Source organism: Pseudomonas sp. TE21394 (assembly GCF_054057835.1).
This window is the reverse complement of the sequence record NZ_JBSRZR010000001.1, coordinates 3052940-3078202: the sequence shown is the minus strand read 5'-3', so window position 1 is coordinate 3078202 and position 25263 is coordinate 3052940. Positions and strand designations below refer to the sequence as shown.

General features: G+C 63.0%; 25 protein-coding genes. 10 read left to right on the top strand and 15 right to left on the bottom strand.

What is annotated here, in order from left to right; all coding sequences use genetic code 11:
• Window positions 1–148 precede the first annotated feature (148 nt).
• Window positions 149–892, top strand: coding sequence for a carboxy-S-adenosyl-L-methionine synthase CmoA (gene cmoA / locus ACVWZT_RS14210; protein WP_296229945.1), 744 nt, complete (start codon window positions 149–151; stop codon window positions 890–892).
• Window positions 889–1845 carry a tRNA 5-methoxyuridine(34)/uridine 5-oxyacetic acid(34) synthase CmoB gene (gene cmoB / locus ACVWZT_RS14205; protein WP_457469902.1) on the top strand — a complete coding sequence of 319 codons (957 nt, stop codon included), beginning with the start codon at window positions 889–891 and terminating at the stop codon, window positions 1843–1845. The genes cmoA and cmoB overlap by 4 nt, the downstream gene beginning before the upstream one ends.
• Before the next feature lie 69 nt (window positions 1846–1914).
• Here the strand turns inward: cmoB and ACVWZT_RS14200 are convergent, their stop codons facing one another.
• The gene (locus ACVWZT_RS14200) at window positions 1915–2118 is read right to left on the bottom strand and encodes a hypothetical protein (RefSeq protein WP_296229943.1); all 204 of its coding nucleotides are present in this window, start codon (window positions 2116–2118) and stop codon (window positions 1915–1917) included.
• 322 nt (window positions 2119–2440) lie between these two features.
• Between ACVWZT_RS14200 and ACVWZT_RS14195 the strand changes: the two genes are divergently transcribed.
• Window positions 2441–3115 (top strand): heavy metal response regulator transcription factor, encoded by a 675-nt coding sequence (locus tag ACVWZT_RS14195; RefSeq protein WP_457469900.1) that lies wholly within the window; start codon window positions 2441–2443, stop codon window positions 3113–3115.
• Window positions 3112–4494 (top strand): heavy metal sensor histidine kinase, encoded by a 1383-nt coding sequence (locus ACVWZT_RS14190; RefSeq protein WP_457469898.1) that lies wholly within the window; start codon window positions 3112–3114, stop codon window positions 4492–4494. The genes ACVWZT_RS14195 and ACVWZT_RS14190 overlap by 4 nt, the downstream gene beginning before the upstream one ends.
• A 67-nt stretch (window positions 4495–4561) precedes the next feature.
• On the opposite strand, the gene pdxJ is transcribed toward ACVWZT_RS14190, so the two are convergent.
• The 6 genes from pdxJ to lepA all read right to left on the bottom strand — a co-directional run bounded on the left by pdxJ (window position 4562) and on the right by lepA (window position 10558).
• Entirely contained in the window at window positions 4562–5284 is a 723-nt protein-coding gene (pdxJ, locus tag ACVWZT_RS14185; protein WP_414707147.1) for a pyridoxine 5'-phosphate synthase, read from the bottom strand.
• A 61-nt stretch (window positions 5285–5345) separates the two neighbouring features.
• On the bottom strand, window positions 5346–6029 hold the full coding sequence (gene recO, locus ACVWZT_RS14180; RefSeq protein WP_296229939.1) for a DNA repair protein RecO: 684 nt from the start codon (window positions 6027–6029) through the stop codon (window positions 5346–5348).
• A gap of 123 nt (window positions 6030–6152) precedes the next feature.
• Window positions 6153–7055, bottom strand: coding sequence for a GTPase Era (era, locus tag ACVWZT_RS14175; RefSeq protein WP_296229938.1), 903 nt, complete (start codon window positions 7053–7055; stop codon window positions 6153–6155).
• Window positions 7048–7737 carry a ribonuclease III gene (gene rnc / locus ACVWZT_RS14170; protein WP_003258487.1) on the bottom strand — a complete coding sequence of 230 codons (690 nt, stop codon included), beginning with the start codon at window positions 7735–7737 and terminating at the stop codon, window positions 7048–7050. Before rnc ends, era begins: the two co-directional genes overlap by 8 nt.
• 161 nt (window positions 7738–7898) lie before the next feature.
• Window positions 7899–8753 (bottom strand): signal peptidase I, encoded by an 855-nt coding sequence (lepB, locus tag ACVWZT_RS14165; RefSeq protein WP_457469895.1) that lies wholly within the window; start codon window positions 8751–8753, stop codon window positions 7899–7901.
• A 5-nt stretch (window positions 8754–8758) separates the two neighbouring features.
• Window positions 8759–10558 (bottom strand): translation elongation factor 4, encoded by a 1800-nt coding sequence (gene lepA, locus ACVWZT_RS14160; RefSeq protein WP_025340425.1) that lies wholly within the window; start codon window positions 10556–10558, stop codon window positions 8759–8761.
• 209 nt (window positions 10559–10767) lie between these two features.
• Between lepA and ACVWZT_RS14155 the strand changes: the two genes are divergently transcribed.
• A complete protein-coding gene (locus ACVWZT_RS14155) occupies window positions 10768–11964 on the top strand; it encodes a delta-60 repeat domain-containing protein (protein ID WP_457469892.1) in 1197 nt (398 codons plus the stop codon).
• A gap of 48 nt (window positions 11965–12012) precedes the next feature.
• On the opposite strand, the gene ACVWZT_RS14150 is transcribed toward ACVWZT_RS14155, so the two are convergent.
• The 4 genes from ACVWZT_RS14150 to rpoE form a co-directional block, all read right to left on the bottom strand.
• On the bottom strand, window positions 12013–13413 hold the full coding sequence (locus tag ACVWZT_RS14150) for a DegQ family serine endoprotease (RefSeq protein WP_414707146.1): 1401 nt from the start codon (window positions 13411–13413) through the stop codon (window positions 12013–12015).
• A gap of 207 nt (window positions 13414–13620) precedes the next feature.
• Window positions 13621–14583 carry a MucB/RseB C-terminal domain-containing protein gene (locus tag ACVWZT_RS14145; RefSeq protein ID WP_457469890.1) on the bottom strand — a complete coding sequence of 321 codons (963 nt, stop codon included), beginning with the start codon at window positions 14581–14583 and terminating at the stop codon, window positions 13621–13623.
• Window positions 14584–14595: 12 nt separating this feature from the next.
• Window positions 14596–15186, bottom strand: a complete 591-nt coding sequence (locus ACVWZT_RS14140) for a sigma-E factor negative regulatory protein (RefSeq protein WP_457469888.1) — start codon at window positions 15184–15186, stop codon at window positions 14596–14598.
• Window positions 15187–15217: 31 nt separating this feature from the next.
• Window positions 15218–15799 carry an RNA polymerase sigma factor RpoE gene (gene rpoE, locus ACVWZT_RS14135; protein ID WP_003252049.1) on the bottom strand — a complete coding sequence of 194 codons (582 nt, stop codon included), beginning with the start codon at window positions 15797–15799 and terminating at the stop codon, window positions 15218–15220.
• Between the two features lie 435 nt (window positions 15800–16234).
• Here rpoE and nadB point away from each other — a divergent pair, with 435 nt between their 5' ends.
• Window positions 16235–17839: an L-aspartate oxidase gene (gene nadB, locus ACVWZT_RS14130; RefSeq protein ID WP_457469886.1), complete on the top strand. Its 1605-nt coding sequence runs from the start codon at window positions 16235–16237 to the stop codon at window positions 17837–17839.
• 56 nt (window positions 17840–17895) lie between these two features.
• Here nadB and ACVWZT_RS14125 read toward each other — a convergent pair whose 3' ends face one another.
• Together ACVWZT_RS14125 and ACVWZT_RS14120 are read right to left on the bottom strand one after the other, a co-directional pair.
• Window positions 17896–18354 (bottom strand): protein YgfX, encoded by a 459-nt coding sequence (locus tag ACVWZT_RS14125; RefSeq protein ID WP_457469884.1) that lies wholly within the window; start codon window positions 18352–18354, stop codon window positions 17896–17898.
• Window positions 18338–18592: an FAD assembly factor SdhE gene (locus ACVWZT_RS14120; RefSeq protein ID WP_296229928.1), complete on the bottom strand. Its 255-nt coding sequence runs from the start codon at window positions 18590–18592 to the stop codon at window positions 18338–18340. Before ACVWZT_RS14120 ends, ACVWZT_RS14125 begins: the two co-directional genes overlap by 17 nt.
• A gap of 134 nt (window positions 18593–18726) precedes the next feature.
• Here ACVWZT_RS14120 and ygfZ point away from each other — a divergent pair, with 134 nt between their 5' ends.
• Together ygfZ and ACVWZT_RS14110 are read left to right on the top strand one after the other, a co-directional pair.
• A complete protein-coding gene (gene ygfZ, locus ACVWZT_RS14115; protein WP_457469881.1) occupies window positions 18727–19668 on the top strand; it encodes a CAF17-like 4Fe-4S cluster assembly/insertion protein YgfZ in 942 nt (313 codons plus the stop codon).
• A 54-nt stretch (window positions 19669–19722) separates the two neighbouring features.
• The gene (locus tag ACVWZT_RS14110; RefSeq protein WP_225779044.1) at window positions 19723–20529 is read left to right on the top strand and encodes an HDOD domain-containing protein; all 807 of its coding nucleotides are present in this window, start codon (window positions 19723–19725) and stop codon (window positions 20527–20529) included.
• A gap of 127 nt (window positions 20530–20656) precedes the next feature.
• Here the strand turns inward: ACVWZT_RS14110 and ACVWZT_RS14105 are convergent, their stop codons facing one another.
• Together ACVWZT_RS14105 and ACVWZT_RS14100 are read right to left on the bottom strand one after the other, a co-directional pair.
• On the bottom strand, window positions 20657–22036 hold the full coding sequence (locus ACVWZT_RS14105) for a sensor histidine kinase (RefSeq protein WP_225779045.1): 1380 nt from the start codon (window positions 22034–22036) through the stop codon (window positions 20657–20659).
• Entirely contained in the window at window positions 22029–22700 is a 672-nt protein-coding gene (locus ACVWZT_RS14100) for a response regulator (RefSeq protein WP_289130462.1), read from the bottom strand. Before ACVWZT_RS14100 ends, ACVWZT_RS14105 begins: the two co-directional genes overlap by 8 nt.
• Window positions 22701–22900: 200 nt before the next feature.
• Between ACVWZT_RS14100 and ACVWZT_RS14095 the strand changes: the two genes are divergently transcribed.
• Together ACVWZT_RS14095 and ACVWZT_RS14090 are read left to right on the top strand one after the other, a co-directional pair.
• Window positions 22901–24190: an OprD family porin gene (locus tag ACVWZT_RS14095; RefSeq protein WP_457469878.1), complete on the top strand. Its 1290-nt coding sequence runs from the start codon at window positions 22901–22903 to the stop codon at window positions 24188–24190.
• 59 nt (window positions 24191–24249) lie between these two features.
• Window positions 24250–25230, top strand: a complete 981-nt coding sequence (locus ACVWZT_RS14090) for a Bug family tripartite tricarboxylate transporter substrate binding protein (RefSeq protein ID WP_296229923.1) — start codon at window positions 24250–24252, stop codon at window positions 25228–25230.
• Window positions 25231–25263: the final 33 nt, after the last annotated feature.

Below are 25263 nucleotides of genomic sequence, written 5' to 3'. Positions count from 1 at the left end.
TCATAGAAATATCTGCAGCAGGTGCCAGACCTATGAGTACGGGAAACGCCCCCTCTGTTACGCTGGTGACATTTCGGCCCGACAAATAGGCAACTGTGGCCCGGTTTGGTTAGAATATGGCCCCGTTTTCCCGGCCCGAGCCCTCCCCGTGAGCAAACAACCCGATCGCCTCTTCGCCCAGCCCCTGGAGCAGGTGCCCGACTTCGTCTTCAATGAGGACGTGGTGCGGGTATTCCCGGACATGATCAAGCGCTCGGTGCCGGGCTACCCGACCATTGTCGAGAACCTCGGCGTGCTGGCCGCACGCTTCGCCCAGCCGCACACCGCGCTGTACGACCTGGGCGCATCGCTGGGTGCTGTCACCCAGTCGTTGCGACGCCATGTGCGCAGCGACGGCTGCCGGGTGATTGCCGTGGACAATTCCGCTGCCATGGTCGAACGCTGCCGCCAGTACCTCACCGCCCAGGACTCGATGTTCCAGGAGCTGCTGCCGGTGCAAGTGCTGGAGGCCGATATCCTGGCCCTGCCGCTCGAGCCTGCCTCGGTGGTGGCGATGAACTTCACCCTGCAGTTCATCGCCCCCGACCAACGTCTGGAGTTGCTGGGCCGCATCCGCCAGGCGCTGCTGCCTGGCGGCGCGCTGATCCTCTCGGAGAAGCTGCGCTTCGCCGATGAGCAAGAGCATGCCCTGCTTAATGAACTGCACCTGGACTTCAAGCGGGCCAACGGCTACAGCGAACTGGAAATCGCCCAGAAGCGCAGCGCCATTGAAAACGTGATGCGCCCCGACACCCTCGAAGCCCATCAACAACGTCTGCGCGCCGCCGGCTTCTCGAAAGTCGTGCCCTGGTTCCAGTGCCTTAACTTCGCCTCGTTGATAGCCCTGCCATGATCGATCTGTCCCCCCTCGTCCGCCGCCTGGCGGGCACGCCCCTGGCTTCCTGGTCGCAAGGCCTGCAAGCACAACTGGAAGCCAAGCTGGAGAAGGGCCACGGTGACCTCGACCGCTGGCGAGGTGCGCTCGATGCATTGCCCGCCTTGCGGCCAAGTGAAGTCGACCTGATCAATGGGCTGCGCCTGGATTGCGAGTGCGACGACGCGACCCGTGCGCAGATGCGCCAGGCGCTGATGGGGCTGTCGCCCTGGCGCAAGGGGCCGTTCGACCTGTTCGGCGTGCATGTTGAAACCGAATGGCGTTCCGACTGGAAATGGTCCCGGGTCGGGCCACACCTGGACCTTAAGGGCAAGCGCGTACTGGATGTGGGTTGCGGCAACGGCTACTACCAGTGGCGCATGCTCGGTGCTGGGGCGGACATGGTCATCGGTGTCGACCCCAACTGGCTGTTCTTCTGCCAGTTCCAGGCCGTGCAGCAGTACTTGCCTGAGTTGCCCGCCTGGCACTTGCCGTTCGCCCTGGAAGACCTGCCGGCCAACCTCGAAGGCTTCGACACAGTGTTCTCGATGGGTGTGTTCTACCATCGTCGTTCACCCATCGAACACTTGCTTGCGCTCAAGGACTGCCTGGTCAAAGGCGGCGAACTGGTGCTGGAAACCCTGGTGATCGAGGGCGACGCAAACCAGGTGCTGGTACCGGAAGACCGCTACGCGCAGATGCGCAACGTCTGGTTCCTGCCGTCGGTACCCGCCCTGGAGCGCTGGCTGCGCCGTGCCGGTTTCAATGATGTGCGTTGTGTCGATGTCAGCGTGACCAGCGTCGAGGAACAGCGCAGCACCGAGTGGATGCGCTACCAATCCCTCAGCGACTTCCTCGACCCGAACGACCACAGCAAGACCATCGAAGGTCTGCCGGCTCCACGCCGCGCCACCCTGCTGGCGCGCAAATAAAAAAGGCGCCCGGTCGGGCGCCCGAAGGCACTTGCGGCGAGGAGCTTTCACGCCGCCGGTGCTATTGCTTCAGTCCTTGGCCAGCTCGCGGGCCTTTTCCTGCGCCTTGCGTTCGCGCTCGGCAACAGCCTGCTGCCTGTCACCCTGCAGGCGCTGCTGCTCCTCGCGAAACGCTTGCCAGAACTGTCTGGAGCGCTCCGCACCGCCTTCGGCGTAAACACTTGCGCTGCCCAAGGCAAGGATGGCCAGCAGCAGGTATTTGGTCAGGTTCATCGTGTTTGCCTCGTGATAACCGATCAGACGGGCCCATCCTAGCGAGTGCTGGCTAACGACAAGGTGAGGCTGAGATTACAGTCTTGCAATGCGGTCTTCCGTTGCTCGTCACGGCCTCCGCCGCAGCTGCCTCCAGCTGCAGGGTGACCCTGCGGGAGCGGTTTCCACCCGCGAAAAGGCCGGGACAGACAGGCAGATGACAGCAGAATTACAAATCCGTCATCTGCACCGCATGTCCTTCCTCATGAAGTAACATCCTGCCGCTTGACCCTGATCTCACTACAGGGTCGACAATCGCCCCTTCATCAAACCGAGCCCGCTCATGCGCCTACTGATCATCGAGGACGAACTGCGTACCGCCGACTATCTGCAACAAGGCCTGCGCGAGAACGGTTACATTGTCGACTGCGCCCACACGGGCACCGACGGCCTGTACCTGGCTCGCCAGCAGCCTTACGATTTGCTCATCCTCGACGTCAACCTGCCCGAACTCGATGGCTGGACCGTGTTACAGCGGCTGCGTGCCGAATCGGCCACACGCATCATGATGCTCACGGCTCACGGTCGCCTGGCTGACCGGGTCAAGGGCCTGGACCTCGGCGCTGACGATTACCTGCTCAAACCCTTCGAGTTCCCGGAACTGCTGGCGCGCATTCGCAGCCTGCTACGGCGCAACGACCAGCAACTGCAGCCCAGCACCCTGCGCGTCGCCGACCTGGAGCTGGACCCCGGTCGCCACCGCGCCTACCGCGCCGGGCAGCGTATCGACCTGACCGCCAAGGAATTCGCCCTGCTGCACCTGCTGATGCGCCAGACCGGCGAGGTGCTTTCGCGCACCCAGATCATCTCTCTGGTGTGGGACATGAACTTCGATTGCGACACCAACGTGGTCGAGGTTTCAATCCGCCGCCTGCGGGCGAAGATCGACGACCCGTTCGACAACAAGCTGATCCACACCCTGCGGGGTGTCGGCTACGTGCTCGAGGCGCGCTTTTGAACAACGCCAGCCTGTCATTGCGCCTGGGCCTGGGCGTGACGCTGATGGGCGCCGCGCTGGTGTTGCTGCTGGCCTGCCTGGCCGTGTTCGCCCTGGATCACGAGCTGGACAGCCGCGCACGCAAGGACCTGACGCGCAAGATGCTGCAGGTCGAGCACAATTTGCGCGTCGACCTGCGCAACGAAGACCTGGGCACGCGCGCCCATCCGCTGCTCGACCTGGTGATGGGGCATGACAACCTCAGCCTCAGCGTGCTGGCCATCGAGGGGCGCCACCCACACCTGCTGAGCCTCGGCCCGGCTCTGGAATCGCGTATGGGCGAGCTGCGTACCGGCAACCGCCTGGCCTTCCACGCCTGGCGCGACAGCAGCGGCAACCAGCTGCTCACCGCGACCCGGCTGATGCGCCTGCGTGACGACACCCCGGTCAAGGTGATGATGACACTCGACCGCGCCGACGATAACGCCCTGCTGCAGGCCTACCTGCGCTCCACCTTGTTCGCGCTACCGATACTGCTGTTGCTGATCGGCGCGGGTGCCTGGTGGCTCATGCAACGCGGCCTGAAGCCGTTGCGGCACTTTCGACGGATTGCCGGGCAAGTGTCGGCCCAGGACCTGCAGCATCGCTTGCCTGCCAGCGGTCTGCCGCTGGAACTGGCAGAGCTGGCCCGCAGCATCAACGTGATGCTCGACCGGCTCGATCAGGGCGTGAGCCAGCTTTCGCAGTTTTCCGACGACCTGGCCCATGAACTGCGCACCCCGCTAGGCAACCTGATGGGCAAGGCGCAGGTGACCCTGGCGCGTGAACGGGACAACGCCAATTACCGCGAAGTGCTGGAAGACAGCATTGAAGAGCTGACCCGGCTCAACCGCATCATCAACGACATGCTGTTTCTCGCCCAGGTCAGCCAGCCCCAGGCCCAGATCGCGCTCAAGCCCATGGCCCTGGCCGACGAAACAGCGCGGGTGGTCGAACTGTTCGCCTTCAGCGCCGAGCTGAAAGAGGTTGAATTACGCGTCCAGGGCTGGGGCACGGCGATGGCGGATCGGCTGATGTTTCAACGGGCATTGTCGAACCTGCTGAGCAATGCCATTCGCCACTGCCCCAAGGGTACCGCCGTGGAACTGCACATCGAACGGCTGGGTGGTGAAGTTCGACTGTCGGTGGAGAACCAGGGGCCTGGCATTGCGGCAGAACACCTGCCGCGCCTGTTCGAGCGGTTCTACCGGGTGGGCTCGGGGCGCTCGCGGCTGGAGGGCGGAACAGGGTTGGGGCTGGCGATCGTGAAGTCGATCATGCATCTGCATGGAGGACGAGTCGAAGTCAGCAGCAGTCCCTCGGGGCCTAGCCGCTTTACGCTGGTGTTTCCTGGCGAATAATCGGCTGCCCGTGCCGGCCTCTTTGCGGGCAAGCGCACCAAGAGGCCGTTACAGGTTGCCCTGTGGATCAGCGCGAAGCCGCCACGATCAGCGCCTTCATCTCGGCGACCGCGGCCTTGAACCCAACGAACAGGGCGTGCGCCACCAGCGCATGGCCGATGTTGAGTTCATTGATACCCTTGATCGCCGCCACGGCTTCGACATTGTGGTAATGCAGCCCGTGGCCGGCATTGACGATCAACCCTTGGCTCACGCCAAACGCCACGCCATCGGCAATACGCTTGAGCTCTTCGGCCACTGCGGTCGGAGTTTGGGCGTCGGCGTAACGCCCGGTGTGCAGCTCGATGGCTGGTGCCCCCACTCGGCGCGAAGCCTCGATCTGCCGCTCATCAGCATCGATGAACAGCGATACTTCGGCACCGGTACGTGCCAGGCGCTCCACCGCTGCCTTGATTCGCGCCTCCTGGCCCGCCACGTCCAGGCCACCTTCGGTGGTCAGCTCCTGGCGGGTTTCGGGTACCAGGCAGATATGTGCCGGGCGAATCTTCTCGGCAAAGGCCATCATCTCCTCGGTGACGCCCATCTCGAAATTCATGCGGGTCTGCAGCACATCCTTGAGCAGCAGCACGTCACGCTCCTGGATATGTCGGCGATCTTCCCGCAAATGCACGGTGATGCCATCGGCGCCCGCTTCCTCGGCATCCAGGGCAGCCTTGACCGGGTCAGGGTAACGCGTGCCCCGGGCCTGGCGCAGGGTCGCCACGTGGTCGATGTTTACGCCGAGAAGCATGCGGTTGCTGTGAGTCACGAAAGGCTCTCCTGAAGATTGAGCCCAACAGCATACGTCGTGATCAGCGCTTGCGAAACAGTTCCCGGCTGACCAGCGGTTTTGTTCCCAGATGCACCGCCAGCGCCTGGCGCATCAGACGCTTGGCGGCGAGTAATGCACCGGGGGCGTCCCAGTCAGCTTCGGCCAGGGCCAGTAACTCGGCACCGTGAAACAATCCCGGTTGCGCCAGTTCAACCCGCTCCAGGCCTGCATCCACGCGCAGACGGTACAGGCCATCGGCTGCAATCGGCTGGTCATTGACATCATGCTGCAACGAAAAGGCATAACCGAGCTCGTCCAGCAGCCGCCATTCGAATGCGCGTAACAGTGGCTCCAGCGGACGCCCGGCGGCCAAGGCTTGCAGGGTCAGGCTGTAGTGCTCGAACAATGCCGGGTAAGGCGCTTCGGCAGGCAGCAGGCGCATGAGCAATTCATTGAGATACAACCCGCTGAACAAGGCGTCACCGTGCAACCAGGCGGCGATGCCGGCGCTGTCCATTCGCCCCACATTCTTCAGCTCACCGCGCCCGCGCAGTTCCAGCTCCAGCGGCACGAACGGGCGCACCAGGCTGCCGCCCTTGCCGCGCGCCCGGCGCAACACGGCACGCACGCGACCCTGTGGGGTAAAGAAGTCCACCAGCGCACTGGTTTCCTTGTAGGCACGGCTGTGCAGTACGTAGGCTGGCTGGCCGACAGGTTGTTCCATAAACGATCTCTAGAAGCCCCAAACAACTGTGGGAGCGGGTTTACCCGCGAATACGGTGGTGACCCACTGACGCATTCGCGGGTAAACCCGCTCCCACAGAGTAGCCTGAGCCGGCAGGCAGATTTACAGGTCGCCGTAGCCTAGCGAGCGCAGGGCGCGCTCGTCGTCGGACCAGCCGCCCTTGACCTTGACCCACAGGTTGAGCATCACCTTGGCGTCGAACAGCACTTCCATGTCCTTGCGCGCGTCAGAGCCAATGCGCTTGATGCGCTCGCCCTTGTCGCCAATGATGATCTTCTTCTGGCCGTCACGCTCAACCAGGATCAGCGCATGGATGTGCAGCACATGGCCCTGCTGCTTGAACTCCTCGATCTCCACGGTGATCTGGTACGGCAGCTCCGCGCCCAGCTGGCGCATGATCTTCTCGCGTACCAGCTCGGCGGCCAGGAAACGGCTGCTGCGGTCGGTGATCTGGTCTTCCGGGAAGAAGTGTTCGTTTTCCGGCAGGTGCTTGGCGATCAGCGCTTCCAGCGATTCCAGGTTGTGCCCCTGCTGCGCGGAAATCGGCACGATCTCGGCATTCGGCAGTTGTGTCTGCAGCCACTGCAGGTGCGGAATCAGTTCGGCTTTCTCGTCCATACGGTCGGTCTTGTTGACCGCCAGGATCACCGGGCCGCTCACGTACTGCACGCGCTCCAGCACCAGCTGGTCTTCGTCGGTCCAGCGGGTGCGGTCAACCACGAAGATCACCACGTCGACGTCCTTCAGGGCCGCCGAGGCGTTGCGGTTCATGTAGCGGTTCAGGGCCTTGTCGTTGGCCTTGTGCATACCGGGCGTATCGACATAGATTGCCTGCACATCACCCTCGGTCTTGATGCCAAGCATGTTGTGGCGGGTGGTCTGAGGTTTGCGCGACGTGATCGCCAGCTTCTGGCCGAGGATGTGGTTGAGCAGGGTCGACTTGCCGACGTTGGGGCGGCCGACAATGGCTACGTAGCCGCAGCGGGTCGGGTTGCTATCAGTCATTGCCATTCTCCACGCCCAGGGCGATCAGTGCAGACGCGGCGGCGACTTGCTCGGCAATACGCCGGCTGACGCCCTGGCCACGGCTCTTGTTGTTCAGCAGCACCACTTCGCATTCGACGAAGAAGGTCCGGCAGTGCGGTTCGCCCTGGATATCCACCACTTCGTAGCGCGGCAGTTCGCAGCTGCGTGACTGCAGGAACTCCTGCAAGCGGGTTTTCGGATCCTTGTTGGTATCGACCAGGGTCAGGCCTTCGAACTCATCGGCCAGCCAGGCCAACACGCGTTCCCGAGCCGTTTCCATGTCCGCGTCCAGGTAAATGGCGCCAATCAGCGCCTCCAGGGCGTCGGCGAGGATCGACTCTCGGCGGAAGCCACCGCTCTTGAGCTCGCCGGAGCCCAGGCGCAGGTGGTCACCCAGGTCGAAACCACGGGCCAGTCGGGCCAGGGTCTCACCCTTGACCAGGCGCGCGCGCAAACGCGACAGCTGGCCTTCGCGGGCCTGCGGGAAGCGCTCGAACAGCGCCTCGCCGGCGACGAAGTTGAGAATGGCGTCACCGAGGAACTCCAGGCGCTCGTTGTTGCGCCCAGCGTAGCTGCGATGCGTCAGCGCCAGGAGCATCTGGTCCTGGTTCTTGAAGGTGTAACCGAGCTTTCGCTCCAGACGGGCAAGGGGAGCACTCATGCAACCACCCGTTCGTTGTTCAACGCGTTGTTCAAATCAACATCCTGAAAGACTGTTTGGCTGTGGCCCGTCGCAACGTGCGACGAATCTCCCGATCCTTGAGAACACAGCCTATGTCAGAAATGCATTCGGCGCTGCCTGCTGGCCAGCGCCGATGGGTATCAATGGATCAGACCGACCCGCGACAGGTTGGGCAGGTGGCTGAGCTTGGGCTCTGGCCAGCTCATCCACACTGCAAATGCCTTGCCGACAATGTTCCGGTCCGGAACCATGCCGTGCAGTTCCCTGGGAATGTTCGGGTCATCCCAGTAACGGCTGTCGTTGGAATTGTCGCGGTTGTCACCCATCATGAAGTAATGGCCCGCCGGCACGGTCCATTGCTGGTCCGGTGGCATGCGGTAACGGCTCATTTCCTTGCGGATCAGGTGTTCGGCCTCGCCGAGCTTTTCCTTGTACAGCTGGGCGCTGCCCAGGGTGCCCGGCTCGGTGCCCACCAGTTGTTCGGCAATCGGCTGGCCGTTGACGAACAACCGCTTGTCGTTGGTATAGCGGATCTGGTCGCCCGGCAAGCCGACCACCCGTTTGATGTAGTTGACGTTCGGGTCGCTCGGGTAGCGGAACACCATTACATCACCGCGTTGCGGGTCCCCCACCTCGATGACCTTCTTGTCGATCACCGGCAGGCGGATGCCGTACGAGAACTTGTTCACCAGGATGAAGTCGCCCACTTCCAGGGTCGGTTTCATCGACCCCGAAGGAATCTGGAATGGTTCGACCAGGAACGAGCGCAGCACCAGCACGATGAACAGCACCGGGAAGAACGACTTGCCGTATTCGACCAGCAATGGCTCCTTGCCAAGGCGCTCGACCACCGCCATTTCGGGCTGGCTGACGCTGCCCTGGTAGTTGGCGATTGCCGCCCGCCGGCGCGGGGCCAGGAACAGCAGGTCGATCAAGCCCAGCAGACCGCAGACGAAGACAGCGATGACTAGCAACAGCGGGAAATTTAGCGACATAGGACCTAGCTATCCAACCTGAGCACGGCGAGGAAGGCTTCCTGTGGAATCTCCACGTTGCCCACCTGTTTCATGCGTTTCTTACCGGCCTTCTGCTTCTCCAGCAGTTTCTTCTTACGGCTGACGTCACCACCGTAGCACTTGGCCAGTACGTTCTTTCTGAGTGCCTTGACGGTTGTACGTGCGATGATCTGGCCGCCGATAGCTGCCTGGATCGCCACATCGAACATCTGCCGAGGGATCAGTTCCTTCATCTTTTCGGTCAACGCACGGCCTTTGTAGGCCGCGTTGTCGCGGTGCACGATCAGGGCCAGGGCATCGACCTTGTCGCCGTTGATCAGTACATCCAGCTTGACCAGGTTGGCCGACTGGTAGCGATCGAAATGATAATCCAGCGAAGCATAGCCGCGGCTGGTGGACTTGAGGCGGTCGAAGAAGTCCAATACCACTTCGTTCATCGGCAAGTCGTAGCGCACCTGCACCTGGCTGCCGAGGAACTGCATGTCGCGCTGCACGCCACGCTTTTCGATGCACAGGGTGATGACGTTACCCAGGTGCTCCTGCGGCACCAGGATGGTGGCGGTAACGATCGGCTCACGGAAATCGGCGACCGCCGAGACGTCTGGCAGCTTCGACGGGTTGTCGACGGTAATGGTTTCGCCGGTTTTCAGTTCGAGCTCGTAGATCACGCTTGGCGCGGTGGTGATCAGGTCCAGGTCGTATTCGCGCTCCAGGCGCTCCTGGATGATCTCCATGTGCAGCATGCCGAGGAAGCCGCAACGGAAGCCGAAGCCCAGTGCATCGGAGCTTTCCGGCATGTATTGCAGCGACGAGTCGTTCAGGGTCAGCTTCTGCAGGGCATCGCGGAAATCCTCGAAGTCGTCGGAGCTGACCGGGAACAGGCCGGCGTAGACCTGCGGCTGGATTTTCTTGAAGCCTGGCAGCACTTCGACTTCAGGGGTCGAGGACAAGGTCAGGGTGTCACCAACCGGGGCACCGTGGATGTCCTTGATGCTGGCGATGATGAAGCCCACCTCACCGGCCTTCAGGTCGGCGGTCTGGGTGTGTTTCGGGGTGAATACGCCGACGCTGTCGACCAGGTGCACCTTGCCGGTGGACTTGACCAGGATCTTGTCACCTTTCTTGACGCGGCCATGGCGCACGCGCACCAGCGAGACCACGCCCAGGTAGTTGTCGAACCAGGAGTCGATGATCAGCGCCTGCAGCGGCGCCTCGATATCGCCTTCCGGCGCGGGGATGGTCTGCACCAGACGCTCGAGCACCTCGTCCACGCCCATGCCGCTCTTGGCACTGCAGGCCACGGCGTCGGTGGCGTCGATACCGATGATCTTCTCGATCTCGTCCTTGACGCGGTCCGGGTCAGCCTGGGGCAGGTCCATCTTGTTCAGCACCGGCATGACTTCCAGGCCCTGCTCGATGGCGGTGTAGCAGTTGGCCACGGACTGCGCCTCGACGCCCTGGCCGGCGTCAACCACCAGCAGCGCACCCTCACAGGCCGCCAGCGAGCGCGAGACTTCGTAGGTGAAGTCGACGTGGCCGGGGGTATCGATGAAGTTCAGCTGGTAGACCTTGCCGTCCTGCGCCTTGTAGTTGAGCGTGACGCTGTGGGCCTTGATGGTGATACCGCGCTCGCGCTCCAGGTCCATGGAATCGAGCACCTGGGCTTCCATTTCGCGTGCCGACAGGCCACCGCACATCTGGATGAAACGGTCGGCCAGCGTCGACTTGCCATGGTCGATGTGGGCGATGATGGAGAAATTGCGGATATGACTCAAATCACTCACGGGTCAACACTCGAAAAGGCTGCGAGCCGGACGCCCGCCGAAAAATAGCCGGGAATTGTACCTTAAGCCGCAGCAGGCCGCCACGACCACTGACCGACCAAACCATACGCACCCTGTACGGCTACCGCTGCAACCTATCAGTTCTGTCAGTAGAGCCCCCTTGCCACGCCCTCCTAGAATGGAGGCCCAGACAACCCGAGGGCTAGCCAATGAAACGGGTACGACAAGCCGGCGCATTGAATCCTGAGTTTGGCATCGGAGGCATTGCAGTACTCCCTTCCTTCAATGGCTGGACCGACAGGCACAGCACCGGCATGACAGTCCAAGGATCCAGAATCCTGGTAGGAGCGCGGGCATTCCTGGCCCCGTGGGAAAACTACGCCATGGCACGCTTCGGTGCAGACGGAAAGCCTGATCTGACGTTCGGAAAAGATGGAGCGGTTGCAGGTCAGTTTTCCCATGGTGCGCTTTCCAGTTGCGAAGACATCACCAGCTCGCCCAGAGATAGCGATGCAATCTGGCTTCTCGGGCGCGCGCAACCGGACCCTTTCACTCCCGGACGGCTTTTGCTGGCAAAATTCGATCGCGACGGCAAAGCCTCGCCCGTCGAGCACACGCTGGAAGTCGAAGAAGGTGCGTCGCCTCTGAGGCAACAATCCCGCCTGACCCTGCACGACGATAACCTCCTGGTTTCCGCCAATTTCGACGTCGGGCTGCCCCGCATCTACAAGCTGGATGCCCACGGCAATCCCGGCTTCAGAGGCAAGCAGTACATCCAGATCAAATTCGCAACGGATGAAGTCAGAATTGCCGCCCTGGCCGTCAGCGGCGAGGCCTTCCTGGCCAGCGGCTCGCTGAAAAAACCAGACGGCAGCCACGCCGGCTTCGTGGCGCGCTTCCATCCGGACGGCACACTCGACACGCAGTTCGGCAATCAGGCAGGGTTTCTTGTGCTCAAAGCAAACGAGAATAATACCTGGAGCCACGGACTGGTGGTCCAACCATCGGGGCAGTTGACCGTAGTTGGCCAATCACACGACGCCACAACCGAGGCGAAACGAGCGCTGATCTGGCAATTCACTGCGCAAGGGGCAATCGACCCCAGCTTCAACCAAGGCCAACCACTGCTGATCGGCTTCGACGAAGGCAATGACGATGGCTGGTATTCGGCCGTTACCCAGCAAGATGGGAAATTGCTGGCGCTTGGTCGTTCAGTAACTGATACGGTTTACGCCATGCGCTTCAACGCTGATGGCAGCGTGGATAACTCTTTCAAACTGGCAGAAACCTTGAGCGCAACGGACCGGATTGCATCCCTCGGGCGCCTGGAGGATATCCTGCTTGCCGTAAATGCCACTGGCCCCGCCGGGCCGACCGGCATGGTGTTCAGTTTCCTGAACGCATAAAAAACCCGGCGCATCATGCGCCGGGTTTTCACTGATGCGACAAGCCGTTTATTCAGCGAGCTTGAAGGTAATGAAGCTCGCACGCCCCTGGCGCAGCACACGCATCGACACCGAACGGTTTTTCGGCAGCTCCTTGGCAATTTCGGTGAATTCCTTGGCCGAGCCGATGGCCTGGTTGTTCAGGTGGCTGATGATGTCACCTGGACGCAGGCCGATCATTGCGGCGGGGCCATCCTGGACTTCCTTGATTACCACCCCGCCTTTGAGCTCCAGGGATTTCTTCTGCTCGGCGGTCAGGTCGGCCACCGATACGCCCAGGCGGTTGCTGCTACGCTCAGCACTGCCTTCGGCGCCAGTGGTGATGTCGGCGTCGTCGTCCGGCAAGGCCCCGACACTGATGTCCAGGGTCTGGCGCTTGCCATTGCGGATGATTTCCAGCTTGGCCTTTTCGCCATCCTTGAGGCTGCCCACCAGGTGCGGCAGGTCTGCCGACATGATGATCGGCTGGCCGTTCATGCTCAGGATCACGTCACCGACCTGCAGGCCGCCTTTGGCTGCCGGACCGTTTTCCAGCACCTGGGCGACCAGCGCGCCGGCCGGCTTGTCGAGACCGAAGGACTCGGCCAGGTCCTTGTTGACCTCCTGGATCACCACGCCAAGCCAGCCACGGCTGACCTTGCCATCTTTCTTCAGCTGGTTGGAAACATCGATCGCTACATCGATCGGGATGGCGAACGACAAGCCCATGAACCCACCGGAACGGGTGAAGATCTGCGAGTTGATACCCACCACCTCACCGTTCATGTTGAACAGCGGGCCACCGGAGTTGCCCGGGTTGATGGCCACGTCGGTCTGGATGAACGGCACATAGGTGTCGTTGGGCAGGGTACGGCCCTTGGCACTGACGATGCCTTTGGTCACCGAGTGGTCGAAGCCGAACGGCGAACCGATGGCCAGCACCCACTCGCCCACTTTCAGTTTCTCCGAATCCCCCAGCTTCACGGTCGGCAGGTTCTTGCCCTCGACCTTGAGCAGGGCCACGTCGGTGCGCGGGTCGGTGCCGACCAGCTTGGCCTGCAGCTCGCTGCGGTCCGACAGGCGGACGATGATCTCGTCGGCATCGGCGACCACGTGGTTGTTGGTCAATACGTAGCCATCGCTGGAAATGATGAAGCCCGAACCCAGCGATTGAGCCTCGCGCTGGCGGTCACCGCGTGGCGAGCGTGGCTGCTGCGGCATGTTGCGCTCGAAGAACTCGCGGAACATCGGCGGCAGGCCTTCCAGGTCAGGCATCTCCCCGGCGGCCATGCGGCGGTCCGGCAGCTTCTGCTTGGTACTGATGTTGACCACGGCTGGCGAGGCCTGCTCGACCAGGGTGGTGAAGTCCGGCAGGGCTTCCTCGGCCTGGGCGGTGAGCACCTGGCCGAGCATCAGCACGGCGGCGAACATCGATAGGTAGGATTTCAAGCGTGGTATTGACATACGGCTCCCGTCACAACGAGCGGTAGTTTAGAAAGGCCCTGCCCAAAGCAGGAAAGGCCAGGCTCCAAGAAGCCTGACCTATAGAAAATTTGCCGAAAGATTGCAAATGACAATGCTTTAATTTCATTTCAGGCACATGTCCGCTGCTTGGACACAGCCAGCAAAGGCGCGCAATTACTGGCGCGCCTGAGCGTCCTGGGGACGCATGGACAGGGCCACACGCTCTGCAGTACCCAGCGGAATTTCGCCGACCACGGTGACCATCACCTTGCCCTTGGGCGTGTTCAGGCGCCGCGACACTGCCGACGTGGGGCCAAGCTGGGTACGCACGTCATTGCCACCGTCATCGTTCACCTGCTCGAGGAACACCGAGAAGCGTGCCAGGCCATCGTCATACATCAGGCTGCTGACCGCACCACCCTGCTTCGGATCACGGCGCACCGAACTGTTGACCAGCTCGAACCCTGGCGGCAGCCAGTCCGAACGCCAACCGGCGACCTTGTCATTGCTGGCAGCGGCCACATGCTGCACGGGCTTGCAGGCAGCACTGGCACGCAGGTCTTCGTCGCTGGGCACTTCAGCATCGAGACGGGTCATCTGGAAGCGCTCCAGCAACTGCCCCTTGTCATTGACCATCAACGAGCGCAGCGGTAACCCGGTTGCTCGATCCAGGTGCAATTCAAAGGCATAGCGGTGCTGGTCACGTGGGGTGAGCGTCACGATCACGGCATCGCGGTCGGCGACCCGCGACTTGCCCGCCACGCTCAAATTGTACCAACCCATCAGTTTCAGGGGATCCAGCAGGCGCTGGGGGGCATCCGTAGGTAGCGTCACGCCACCGGCCAAAGCACCGCTGGCGCATTCTACCCTGCCATCCACGCGCACGATTTCCTGGGCGGCGCCATCGAGCTGCAACAGCCGCTCGCTGACCTTGCCGTCTTCGACCTTGTGCCAGATCTCGTGGGAGGAGAAACTGCCGTTACGTTCGTAGACAAAAGAGCCTTGGTAGCTCTGCTTTTGCTCGGCCTGTGCCAGCTTGTTCAACCACTCGCCCGCCTCGGGCGAGGAATTGGCCGCCAATGCTGGCACCGTCATGCAGCTGCCAATCAGCAGCGACAGGAGAGGTAGCGCGCGCATGATCCTCCTTACTTAACGGTTTTCCAGGCTGGCGGCGCGGGCATACGGCAATGCGGTTTCAGTGCCCTTCAGCGCAGATTCCTGGGCATGCTGGCGCAGATAGCCTGGCAGACGCTGATCCCAGCCGGCCTGGTTCTGCAGCACGCCGTTGGCCATCGGCCCGGTCGGTTGCTCACCGCTTTCACTATAGCCTGCCAAAACGGCAGGGCCCTGTGCTTGTGGCACAGTCAGCCCCTGCTGGGCAGGTTGCTGGGCAGCAAGCTCGGCGCCAGTGATCTCGTCCTGGTTGTACATGCGTACACCGGCCAGCACCGCAACGGTGACCGAAGCAGCTACCGCCAGGCGGCCGATGCTGCGCCATGGCCCCTTCTTGACCTTGGCCGGCACGGCCTCGTCAGCCAGGGCGGCAGAAACCGCCGAAGCGATATCCAGGTTCGGCAGCAGCAGCTCCTTGTGCATGGCTGCGCGGGCAACCTGGTAACGCGACCAGGTGGCACGGGTTTCAGCATCGTCGACGGCATTCAATACCCGACGCAGTTCAAGCTCGTCCGCTTCGTTATCCATTACCGCGGACAGCGATTCCTGCAAAGCTTCACGACTCATGGCGGTTCCTCTCTTGGCTGTCGCCGCTGTCTCAGGTTTCCTGCAGCAAAGGTTGCAGGGCTTTGTCTATGGCCTCCCGAGCGCGGAAGATTCGAGAGCGCACGGTACCCACCGGACATTGCATGACACTGGCAATGTCTTCGTAACTCAGTCCGTCGAACTCGCGCAGGGTCAGGGCCGTGCGCAGGTCTTCCGGCAGTTGCTGGATGGTGCGATGGACAGTGCCTTCGATTTCATCCCGCAACAACGAGCGCTCTGGGGACTCGAGATCCTTGAGACCATGATCGCCGTCGTAAAACTCCGCATCCTCAGAGCTCACATCGCTGTCTGGTGGCCGTCTTCCACGGGACACCAGGTAGTTCTTCGCCGTGTTGATGGCGATGCGGTAAAGCCACGTATAAAACGCACTGTCTCCGCGGAAATTGCCAAGCGCACGGTAGGCCTTGATGAAGGCTTCCTGTGCTACATCCTGGGCCTCGTGGGTATCGTGAACGAACCGCACGATCAACCCGAGAATCTTGTGCTGATACTTCAGCACCAACAGATCGAACGCTCGCCTGTCGCCGCGCTGAACACGCTCGACAAGCTGCTGATCCTCTTCCTGGGTTAGCATGAACACTCCTCAGTGAACTCGAAGGAGCGTTGCAGCAGCCATCGTTCAGGCTTGCAACCATAGACTCGGGCTTTTCGCAAAAGTTCTCCCCTCCAAGCAAGTTTCCTGCAGCCCTTGGTCGGCTTGCACGGAAGACGCTGCACGGTCACGGCCGGCTACGTCGATAATCAAGGTTTCGAGTACGCAGGGACAGCCTGGACAGGCCTGCCGCCCTGCGTCGCCGCGGCAAATTGTGGCGTACGGGCAGCCTTCATAGGATTTCCGGCCGTATCGGAAAGTTCCCACAAAGGTTGTCGCGACCAGGCAAGTGGCATGGAAATTGGCCACCTTGGGCTGCTATAAAGGCAACCCGGCCAGCTTTAACGATAGTTTCACAATGCCATCGGCGCGTGACTATTGTGCCGCGCCCCTTCCGAAGATTACTAGTGTCCCGACATGAGCCAACAATTCCAACATGATGTCCTGGTGATCGGCAGCGGTGCCGCCGGTCTCAGCCTGGCACTGAACCTGCCCAGTCACCTGCGCGTCGCCGTGCTCAGCAAGGGCGACCTGGCCAACGGCTCGACCTTCTGGGCCCAAGGCGGGGTCGCAGCGGTGCTGGACAATAGCGATACCGTGCAGTCGCATGTCGAGGACACCCTCAACGCCGGCGGTGGCCTGTGCCATGAACAGGCGGTGCGCTTTACCGTCGAGCACAGCCGGGAAGCCATCGAATGGCTGATCGAGCAAGGCGTGCCTTTTACCCGCGATGAGCACTACAGCGTCGACGATGGTGGCTTCGAGTTCCACCTGACCCGCGAAGGCGGCCACAGCCACCGGCGCATCATCCATGCGGCCGACGCCACCGGCGCCGCCATTTTCACCACGCTGCTGGCCCAGGCCCGCCTGCGCCCGAACATCCAGTTGCTGGAGCAGCGCGTGGCTATCGACCTGATTACCGAACGCCGCCTCGGCCTGCCCGGCGAGCGCTGCCTGGGTGCCTATGTGCTTGACCGCAATACCGGCGAAGTCGACACCTTCGGTGCGCGCTTCACCGTGCTGGCCACGGGCGGCGCGGCCAAGGTCTACCTGTACACCAGCAACCCCGATGGTGCCTGCGGCGACGGCATCGCCATGGCCTGGCGGGCCGGTTGTCGGGTGGCGAACCTGGAATTCAACCAGTTCCACCCGACCTGCCTGTACCACCCGCAAGCCAAGAGTTTCCTGATCACCGAGGCTCTGCGCGGCGAAGGCGCCCTGCTGCGCCTGCCCAATGGCGAACGCTTCATGCCACGCTTCGACCCTCGCGAAGAGCTGGCCCCGCGTGACATCGTGGCCCGCGCCATCGACCATGAAATGAAGCGCCTGGGTGTGGACTGCGTCTACCTGGACATCACCCACAAGCCGGCCGACTTCATCAAAAACCACTTCCCCACGGTATATGAGCGCTGCCTGACCTTTGGCATCGACATCACCCGCCAGCCGATCCCGGTGGTACCGGCGGCACACTACACCTGTGGCGGGGTCATGGTGGACGACCGCGGCCACACCGATGTGCCGGGGCTGTATGCCATCGGCGAAACCAGCTTCACCGGCCTGCACGGCGCCAACCGCATGGCCAGCAATTCGCTGCTGGAATGCTTCGTCTACGGTCGCGCTGCCGCGGCCGACATCCAGGCGCACCTGGATGAAGTGGTCATGCCCAAGGCCCTGCCCGGCTGGGACGCCAGCCAGGTAACCGACTCGGACGAAGACGTGATCATCGCGCACAACTGGGATGAATTGCGGCGCTTCATGTGGGACTACGTCGGCATCGTGCGCACCAGCAAGCGCCTGCAGCGGGCCCAGCACCGCATTCGCCTGCTACTGGACGAAATCGACGAGTTCTACAGCAACTACAAGGTCAGCCGCGACCTGATCGAGCTGCGCAACCTGGCGCAGGTGGCCGAGCTGATGATCCTCTCGGCCATGCAGCGCAAGGAAAGCCGCGGGCTGCATTATACACTGGACTACCCAGGGATGCTGCCCGAGGCCAAGGACACCATCCTCAGCCCGGTCTGAGGCCGGCGTCGCCTTCTTCGCGGGTTCGCCCGCGAAGAAGGCAATTCGGCCCCGATCTATGCCCGGCTGCTATCAGCCCAGCGCCGCCGACTGAACTTCAACCGCACCCGCAAGCGCCGGTGTTCATCAACCCCCAGCGCATCCCGCGGCACACACTGGCTCTCCCCCACCCATTGCCCCGCCCGCTCGAAGCGCAGCACCACCAGTGCCGGCAACGCCACGCTGTCCCGGCACAGACGCACCGGCTGCCAGCCACGGGCACGGCTGAACACGTACCAGCCGTGCGCATCACGGCGCAGGCCAGTCACGGCATGCTCATGGGTCAGCAGGATACGTCGGGGAATGACCCAGCCAGCATGGGCGATACAGGTGGCGACAACGGCAAGGGCCTGCCACCCGGGCAGCGGGCTTGTCCAAACGGCGAGCCACGCCAGCACCTGGCAACCCAGGTAGGCCGTCAGCAGCCGGCGCGAGCCGTGCCAGCGGCACTCGAAACACTCACTTGGGCTGGACACGGTCCAGGATGATGCGGACCATGCGTTGCAGCTCCGGGTCTTCAGACTCGGTGCGCTCCATGAACCAGCCGAACATGTCCTGATCTTCGCAGCTCAACAGGCGCACGTAGAGTTCGCGGTCTGTCTGGTTGAGCGTGGGGTAGACTTCCTGGGTGAAAGGTACCAGCAGGACGTCCAGTTCCAGCATGCCGCGGCGGCTGTGCCAGAAAAGCCGGTTGAGTTCAGTTTGTTCGACCATGGGGCCCTCCTCGAATGGCCCGCCAGTATACAGCCAGGCGAGCGAAGCGACACCGGGCGTTGGTCTAGTCACCTACCTATTTTGTTACCGGCGTTCTATGATGGCCGCCAGTCTTTAAGCCACCGCGATGACCCATGGCCGATTCCGCTTTCTTCTGCCCCCTGTCCCACGAGGGTATCCTCGCCGTCCGCGGCTCCGATGCAGGCAAGTTCCTGCAAGGCCAGCTGACCTGCAACATCAACTACCTCAGCCCGGAACACGCCAGCCTCGGCGCCCGCTGCATGGTCAAGGGGCGCATGCAGTCAAGCTTCCGCATCCTGCCCGAAGGCAATGGCTACCTGATGGCCATGGCCAGCGAGTTGCTCGAGCCGCAGTTGGCCGACCTGAAGAAATACGCCGTGTTTTCCAAGGCCACACTGACCGATGAAAGTAACGCCTGGGCACGCTTCGGCCTGCAGGGTGGCGATATGGCATTGCAGACGCTGGGGCTCGATGTGCCCGCTGCCGCTGGCAGCACCGTTCGCCATGAAGGCCTGGTGGCCGTCGCCGTTTCCGCAGGACGCGTGGAGCTGTGGGTGCCAGCCGACAACGCCGGAAAGGTACGCCAGGCGCTGGCCGCGGCGCTGCCCGAAGGCAGTCTCAACGACTGGCTGCTGGGGCAGATCCGTGCCGGTATCGGCCAGGTCATGGGGCCGACCCGTGAGCTGTTCATTCCGCAGATGATCAACCTGCAGGCCGTCGACGGCGTCAGCTTCAAGAAGGGCTGCTACACCGGGCAGGAAATCGTTGCCCGCATGCAGTACCTGGGCAAGCTGAAGCGCCGCCAGTACCGCCTGGCCCTGGACCAGCGAGACATTCCGGCTCCGGGTGAGGAGATTTTCTCGCCCACCCATGGTTCGTCGGTCGGTGAGGTGGTCCTTGCCGCCAGCACGGGTTCGGGCTGCGAGCTGCTCGCGGTGCTCAGCGCCGAAGCAGTGGACGATGACAACCTGCACCTGGGCAGCCTCGGCGGCCCGCGCCTGCGGGTACTGACCCTGCCCTACGAACTGGACCGCGACCGGGAAATCCAGCGCTGACCAGCCTGCCCCGCCCCGTGGCGGGGCCGCACCACCACTGCGGTAGACACGCCCATGAACAAGCTGGCCGAGATGGTTCAAGCACAATTGCTCGATGCCATCGAAAAGGATGACCTGGTCCTGCCAACCCTGCCCGAGGTTGCCTTGAGCATCCGCGAGGCAGCGGAAGACAGCGAAATCAGCGTAGCGGCCCTGAGCAAGGTGATCAGTCGCGATGCGGCGCTTTCAGCGCGCCTGATCAAGGTTGTCAACAGCCCGCTGCTGCGCGCGGCGGTCGAAGTCACCGACTTGCACACTGCCATCACGCGGCTGGGCATCAACTACAGCTGCAACCTGGCCATTGGCCTGGTGATCGAGCAGATCTTTCACGCCCGCGCTCCGGCGGTTGAGCAGAAGCTCCGTGATATCTGGGCCAACAGCCTGGATGTGGCGGGTATCAGCTACGAGATCTGCCGGCGCTTCACGCAGCTCAAGCCCGACCAGGCCACCCTCGGCGGGCTGGTCAACCAGATCGGCGCGTTACCGGTACTGATCTATGCCGAAGAGCACAACGAACTGCTGTCCGACCCGGTGTGCCTGCATTACGTGATCGAACACATCCAGCCAGTGCTGGGCGACAAGATCCTCAAGGCCTGGGATTTCCCTGAGCAACTGGTCAACCTGCCAAGCCAGGTACAGGACCTGGACCGGCAGACCGACCGGATCGACTATATCGACATCGTGCAGATCGCCCGTTGCATCAGCCAGCGCGGTCGCCACCGGCCGTTGGCGGCGCTGCCGGCGTATCGCCACCTGGGCCTGCCGTTCGGCACCGAGCTGGAGGTGGATGAACTGATCGATGCGCGGAGCATGCTGCGCTGACCGGCGCCAGCCAGTGCCGGCCTCTTCGCGGGTAAACCCGCTCCCACAGGTATGACGTAGCCTTCTGCAGCGGCGCGGTCCCTGTGGGAGCGGGTTCACCCGCGAAAAGGCCGGTACAGGCAACACATCAATCCGCGATGAAACTCACCCGCACCCGCAAGCCGCCCTTGGCGCCATCATGCAGGCTCACCTGCGCCAGGTGCGCCCGGCAGATTTCACCGACAATGGCCAAGCCCAGCCCGCTCCCCTGCGCACTGCGCCGATAGAAGCGCTCGAACACCCGCTCACGCTCGGCCTCGGGAATCCCCGGCCCGTCGTCTTCCACTTCCAGCACCGCCGGCGCCAGCACCCGCAGGATCACGTTGCCGCCCGCAGGCGTATGCGCCAGCGCATTGTCCACCAGGTTGCTCAACAGTTCGTTGAGCAGCGTCGGCTCCCCTTTCAGCCACACCGGGGCTTCGGCTTCCAGGGCCAGCGCCACTCCACGCTTGTGCGCCAGCGGGGCCATGGCCATGCCCAGTTCGCGCGCCAACTGGCTCAGGTCCAGGCGCTGCGCGCCGCCTTCGGCAATCGCCCGCGCGCCGTTCTCGACCCGCGCCAGCGACAACAGCTGGTTGGCCAGGTGGGTCAGCCGATCGGTACCCTGGGCCGCGGATTCCAGGGTCTGTCGCCATTCCTGTGGCTCCGATGAGCGCAAGCCCAGCTCGACCCGCGCCTTGAGCGCGGCCAACGGCGTGCGCAATTCGTGAGCAGCGTCAGCAATGAATTGCGCCTGGCGCTCGAATTGGCCGCGCAAGCGCTCGGTGAAGTGGTTCAAGGCCCGTACCAGCGGGCCCAGCTCGTGTTGCACCTGCACCACTGGCAAAGCCCGCAGGTCGTCCGGCTGGCGTTCCTCCACCGCCGTACGCAAGCGCTCCAGCGGCCGCAGCGCGGCGCTCACGGCAAACCACACCAGCACCAGCGCACCCAGCGCCAGCATGCCCAGGCGCAACAGGGTATCGGCCATCAAGCCGCGGGCCATGCGCACCCGGGCTTCCTCGGTCTCGGCCACGCGGATTTCCGCCATGCCGTTCATGTTGGGTTCGCTCACTGGCTTCAACAGGCTGACCACGCGTACGTCCTGGCCCAGGTAAGTGGCGTTGTAGAACCGCGCCAGTGCTGGGTAGTCATCGGTTCGCGGCGTGCCGGGCGGCGGCGCAGGCAGGTTCTCGTAGCCGGAGATCAACCGCTGCTGGATGTCCAGCACCTGGTAATAGATGCGTCCGGCACTGTCGTAGGCGAAGGTGTCCAAGGCCACATACGGCACGTCCGCGCTGAGCGAGCCGTCGCGCTGGGACAGGCCTGCGGCAATGGTCCGCGCCGAGGCCAGCAAGGTGCGGTCATAGGCCGTGTCGGCGGCCTCGCGGCCGTTCCAGTAGGCGCTCAGGCCGCTGGCCAGCATCAGCACCACCAGGAGCAAGGCCAGGTTGCCGAGCAAGCGCCCGCGCAGGCTGCCGTTGTCACGCATCGCGGTGCTCGAGCAGGTAGCCCAGGCCGCGGAAGGTGACGATGGCAACCGGGTGACCGTCGAGCTTCTTGCGCAGGCGGTGGATGTAGATCTCGATGGCGTCGGGGCTGGCCTCTTCGTCCAGGCCGAACACCTGGGCGGCCAGTTGCTCCTTGCTCATCACCCGCCCCGGCCGCGCGATCAACGCTTCGAGCACACTCTGTTCGCGCGAAGTCAGGGTCAGGTTGTCGCTGCCCAGGGCGAAGCGCCGGGTGTCCAGGTCGTACACCAGCGGCCCGCAGCGTTGCTGGCGTTCGCCGCCGAGTACGCTGCGACGCAGCAGGGCCTTGACCCGGGCTTCCAGTTCGGTCAGCTCGAACGGCTTGGCCAGGTAGTCGTCGGCGCCCAGATTCAGGCCGTGGACACGGTCCTTGACGTCGCTGCGCGCGGTCAGCATCAGCACTGGCAAGGTCTTGCCGCGACCGCGCAGGCGCGCCAGCACCTCGAAACCGTCCATGCGTGGCAAGCCAACGTCCAGCACGGCCACGGCGTACTCCTCGCTGGCCAGGGCCAGGTCGGCGGCCACGCCGTCGTGCAGCACGTCCACGGTCAGGCCATGGCTCTTCAAGGCCTGGGCCACGCTTTCGGCCAGTTGCAGGTGGTCTTCGACCAGCAGCACACGCATCGGTTTCTCCCTGCTCGGGTGGGTCGGTGGCGCGGAGTGTACCGCTGTCGGCAGGCCTGTGAAGCCCTGTCGACAAACCTTTCACGCTGAAAGGTTAGCGAAAGGTTGATTACCTAGCATCGCACCACGGTCGCCCTTCGCGCCGAACAAAAGCACCAGCAAGGTGCAACCAATAAGAACAATAATCGGAGCCAACAGTGATGCTGTCATTGCAGCCGCAGGCGTTCACGCCTCCCCGTTCCTTTGCCGCACGCCCCTCTGCCATCGCCAGCGCCCTTGCGCTTGCCGGTGTCGCCCCGATCAGCCAGGCCGCCTTTTTCGAAGACAGCACGGCAACCTTCGAAACCCGCAACATGTACTTCAACCGCGACTTCCGCGACGGCACCAGTGCCCAGCAATCCAAGCGCGACGAATGGGCCCAGGGCTTCATTGTCAACTTCGAGTCCGGCTATACCGATGGCACCGTGGGCTTCGGCCTGGATGCGCTGGGCATGCTCGGCATCAAGCTCGACTCCAGCCCCGACCGCACCGATACCGGCCTGCTGCCCACCCATGATGACGGCAAGGCTGCCGACGAGTATTCCAAGCTGGGCCTGACCGGCAAGGTGAAGGTGTCGCAGAGTGAACTGAAGATCGGCACCCTTATCCCGGAACTGCCGACCCTGCAACCCAACGACGGGCGCATCCTGCCGCAAACCTTCGAAGGTGGCCTGCTCACCTCGAAGGAGATCAAGGGCCTGACCTTCACCGGCGGCCGCCTGGACAAAGCCAAGGATCGCAACGACACCAACTGGGAAGACCTGGCCCTGAACAACAAGAACGGCCGCTTCGGTGGCTCGTTCAGTGCCGACAACCTGGACCTGGCCGGCCTCGACTACCAGTTCACCGACCGCATCACCGGCAGCTACCATTTCGCCCAGCTGGATGACATCTACCGCCAGCATTTCATCGGCCTGCTCGCCACCCAGCCATGGGGCCCGGGCACCTTCGGCGCCGACCTGCGCCTGGCCGTGAGTGACGATGCCGGTGCCGCCAAGGCCGGCAACATCGACAACACCACCGTCAACGGCATGCTCAGCTACGCCCTGGGTGGGCACAAGATCAGCGCCGCCTGGCAGCAGCTGTCCGGCGACAGCGCCTTCCCCTATGTCGATGGAGCCGACCCGTACCTGGTCAACTTCGTCCAGATCAACGACTTCGCCAACGCCGACGAGCGTTCCTGGCAGGCGCGTTACGACTACAACTTCGCCGCGCTCGGCGTGCCTGGCCTGACCTTCATGACCCGCTACATCAGCGGTGACAATGTCAGCCGCGCCGCTGGTGGCGAGGGCAAGGAATGGGAACGCGATACCGAAATGAAGTACGTGGTGCAAAGCGGCCCGTTGAAAAACGTCGCCGTACGCCTGCGCAACGCCACCTTCCGCTCCAATTTCGCCCGTGATGCCGACGAAGTCCGGCTGCTGGTGAGCTACAGCGTGGCGCTGTGGTAAGCCTTCGCGACAACCCAACAGCGGTAAACCGATAACAACAACGCTTACGGAGATAACCGATGACCTTTTCACTGCGCCGCCTCGTCCTCGCTACCGGCTGCCTGCTGCTGGCCGGCAACGCCCTGGCTGGCGAACCGAAACGCCCTGAATGCATCGCCCCCGCCTCACCCGGCGGCGGCTTCGACCTGACCTGCAAACTGGTGCAAAGCGCCCTGGTGGAGGAAAAGATCCTCAGCAAGCCGATGCGCGTCACCTACATGCCAGGTGGTGTCGGCGCAGTGGCCTACAACGCCGTGGTAGCCCAACGGCCGGCCGATGCCGGAACCCTGGTCGCCTGGTCCAGCGGCTCGTTGCTGAACCTGGCCCAGGGCAAGTTCGGCCGCTTTGATGAAAATGCGGTGAAATGGCTGGCCGCCGTCGGCACCAGCTATGGCGCCATCGCGGTGAAGAGCGACTCACCCTACAAGACCCTCGACGACCTGGTCGCGGCGCTGAAGAAAGACCCGAGCAAGGTAGTGATCGGCTCGGGCGGTACCGTCGGCAGCCAGGACTGGATGCAGACCGCATTGATCGCCAAGGCGGCAGGCATCAATCCGCGCGACCTGCGCTACGTGGCCCTGGAGGGCGGTGGCGAAATCGCCACGGCACTGCTGGGCGGGCATATCCAGGTGGGCTCGACCGACATCTCCGACTCCATGCCACACATCCAGAGCGGCAACATGCGCATTCTCGCGGTGTTCTCGGAAAACCGCCTGGACGAGCCGGAAATGAAAGACATTCCCACCGCCAGGGAACAGGGCTACGACATCGTCTGGCCAGTGGTGCGCGGCTTCTACCTCGGGCCAAAGGTGAGCGACGAAGACTACGCCTGGTGGAAGCAGTCGTTCGACAAGATGCTGGCCTCGGAAGACTTCGCCAAGCTGCGTGACCAGCGCGAGCTGTTCCCGTTCGCCATGACCGGCGAAGAGCTGGACGGTTATGTGAAGAAGCAGGTGGCTGACTACAAGACCCTGGCCAAGGAATTCGGCCTGATCCAGTAAGCCACCACGACCTTCTACAGCCCCCTGTGGGAG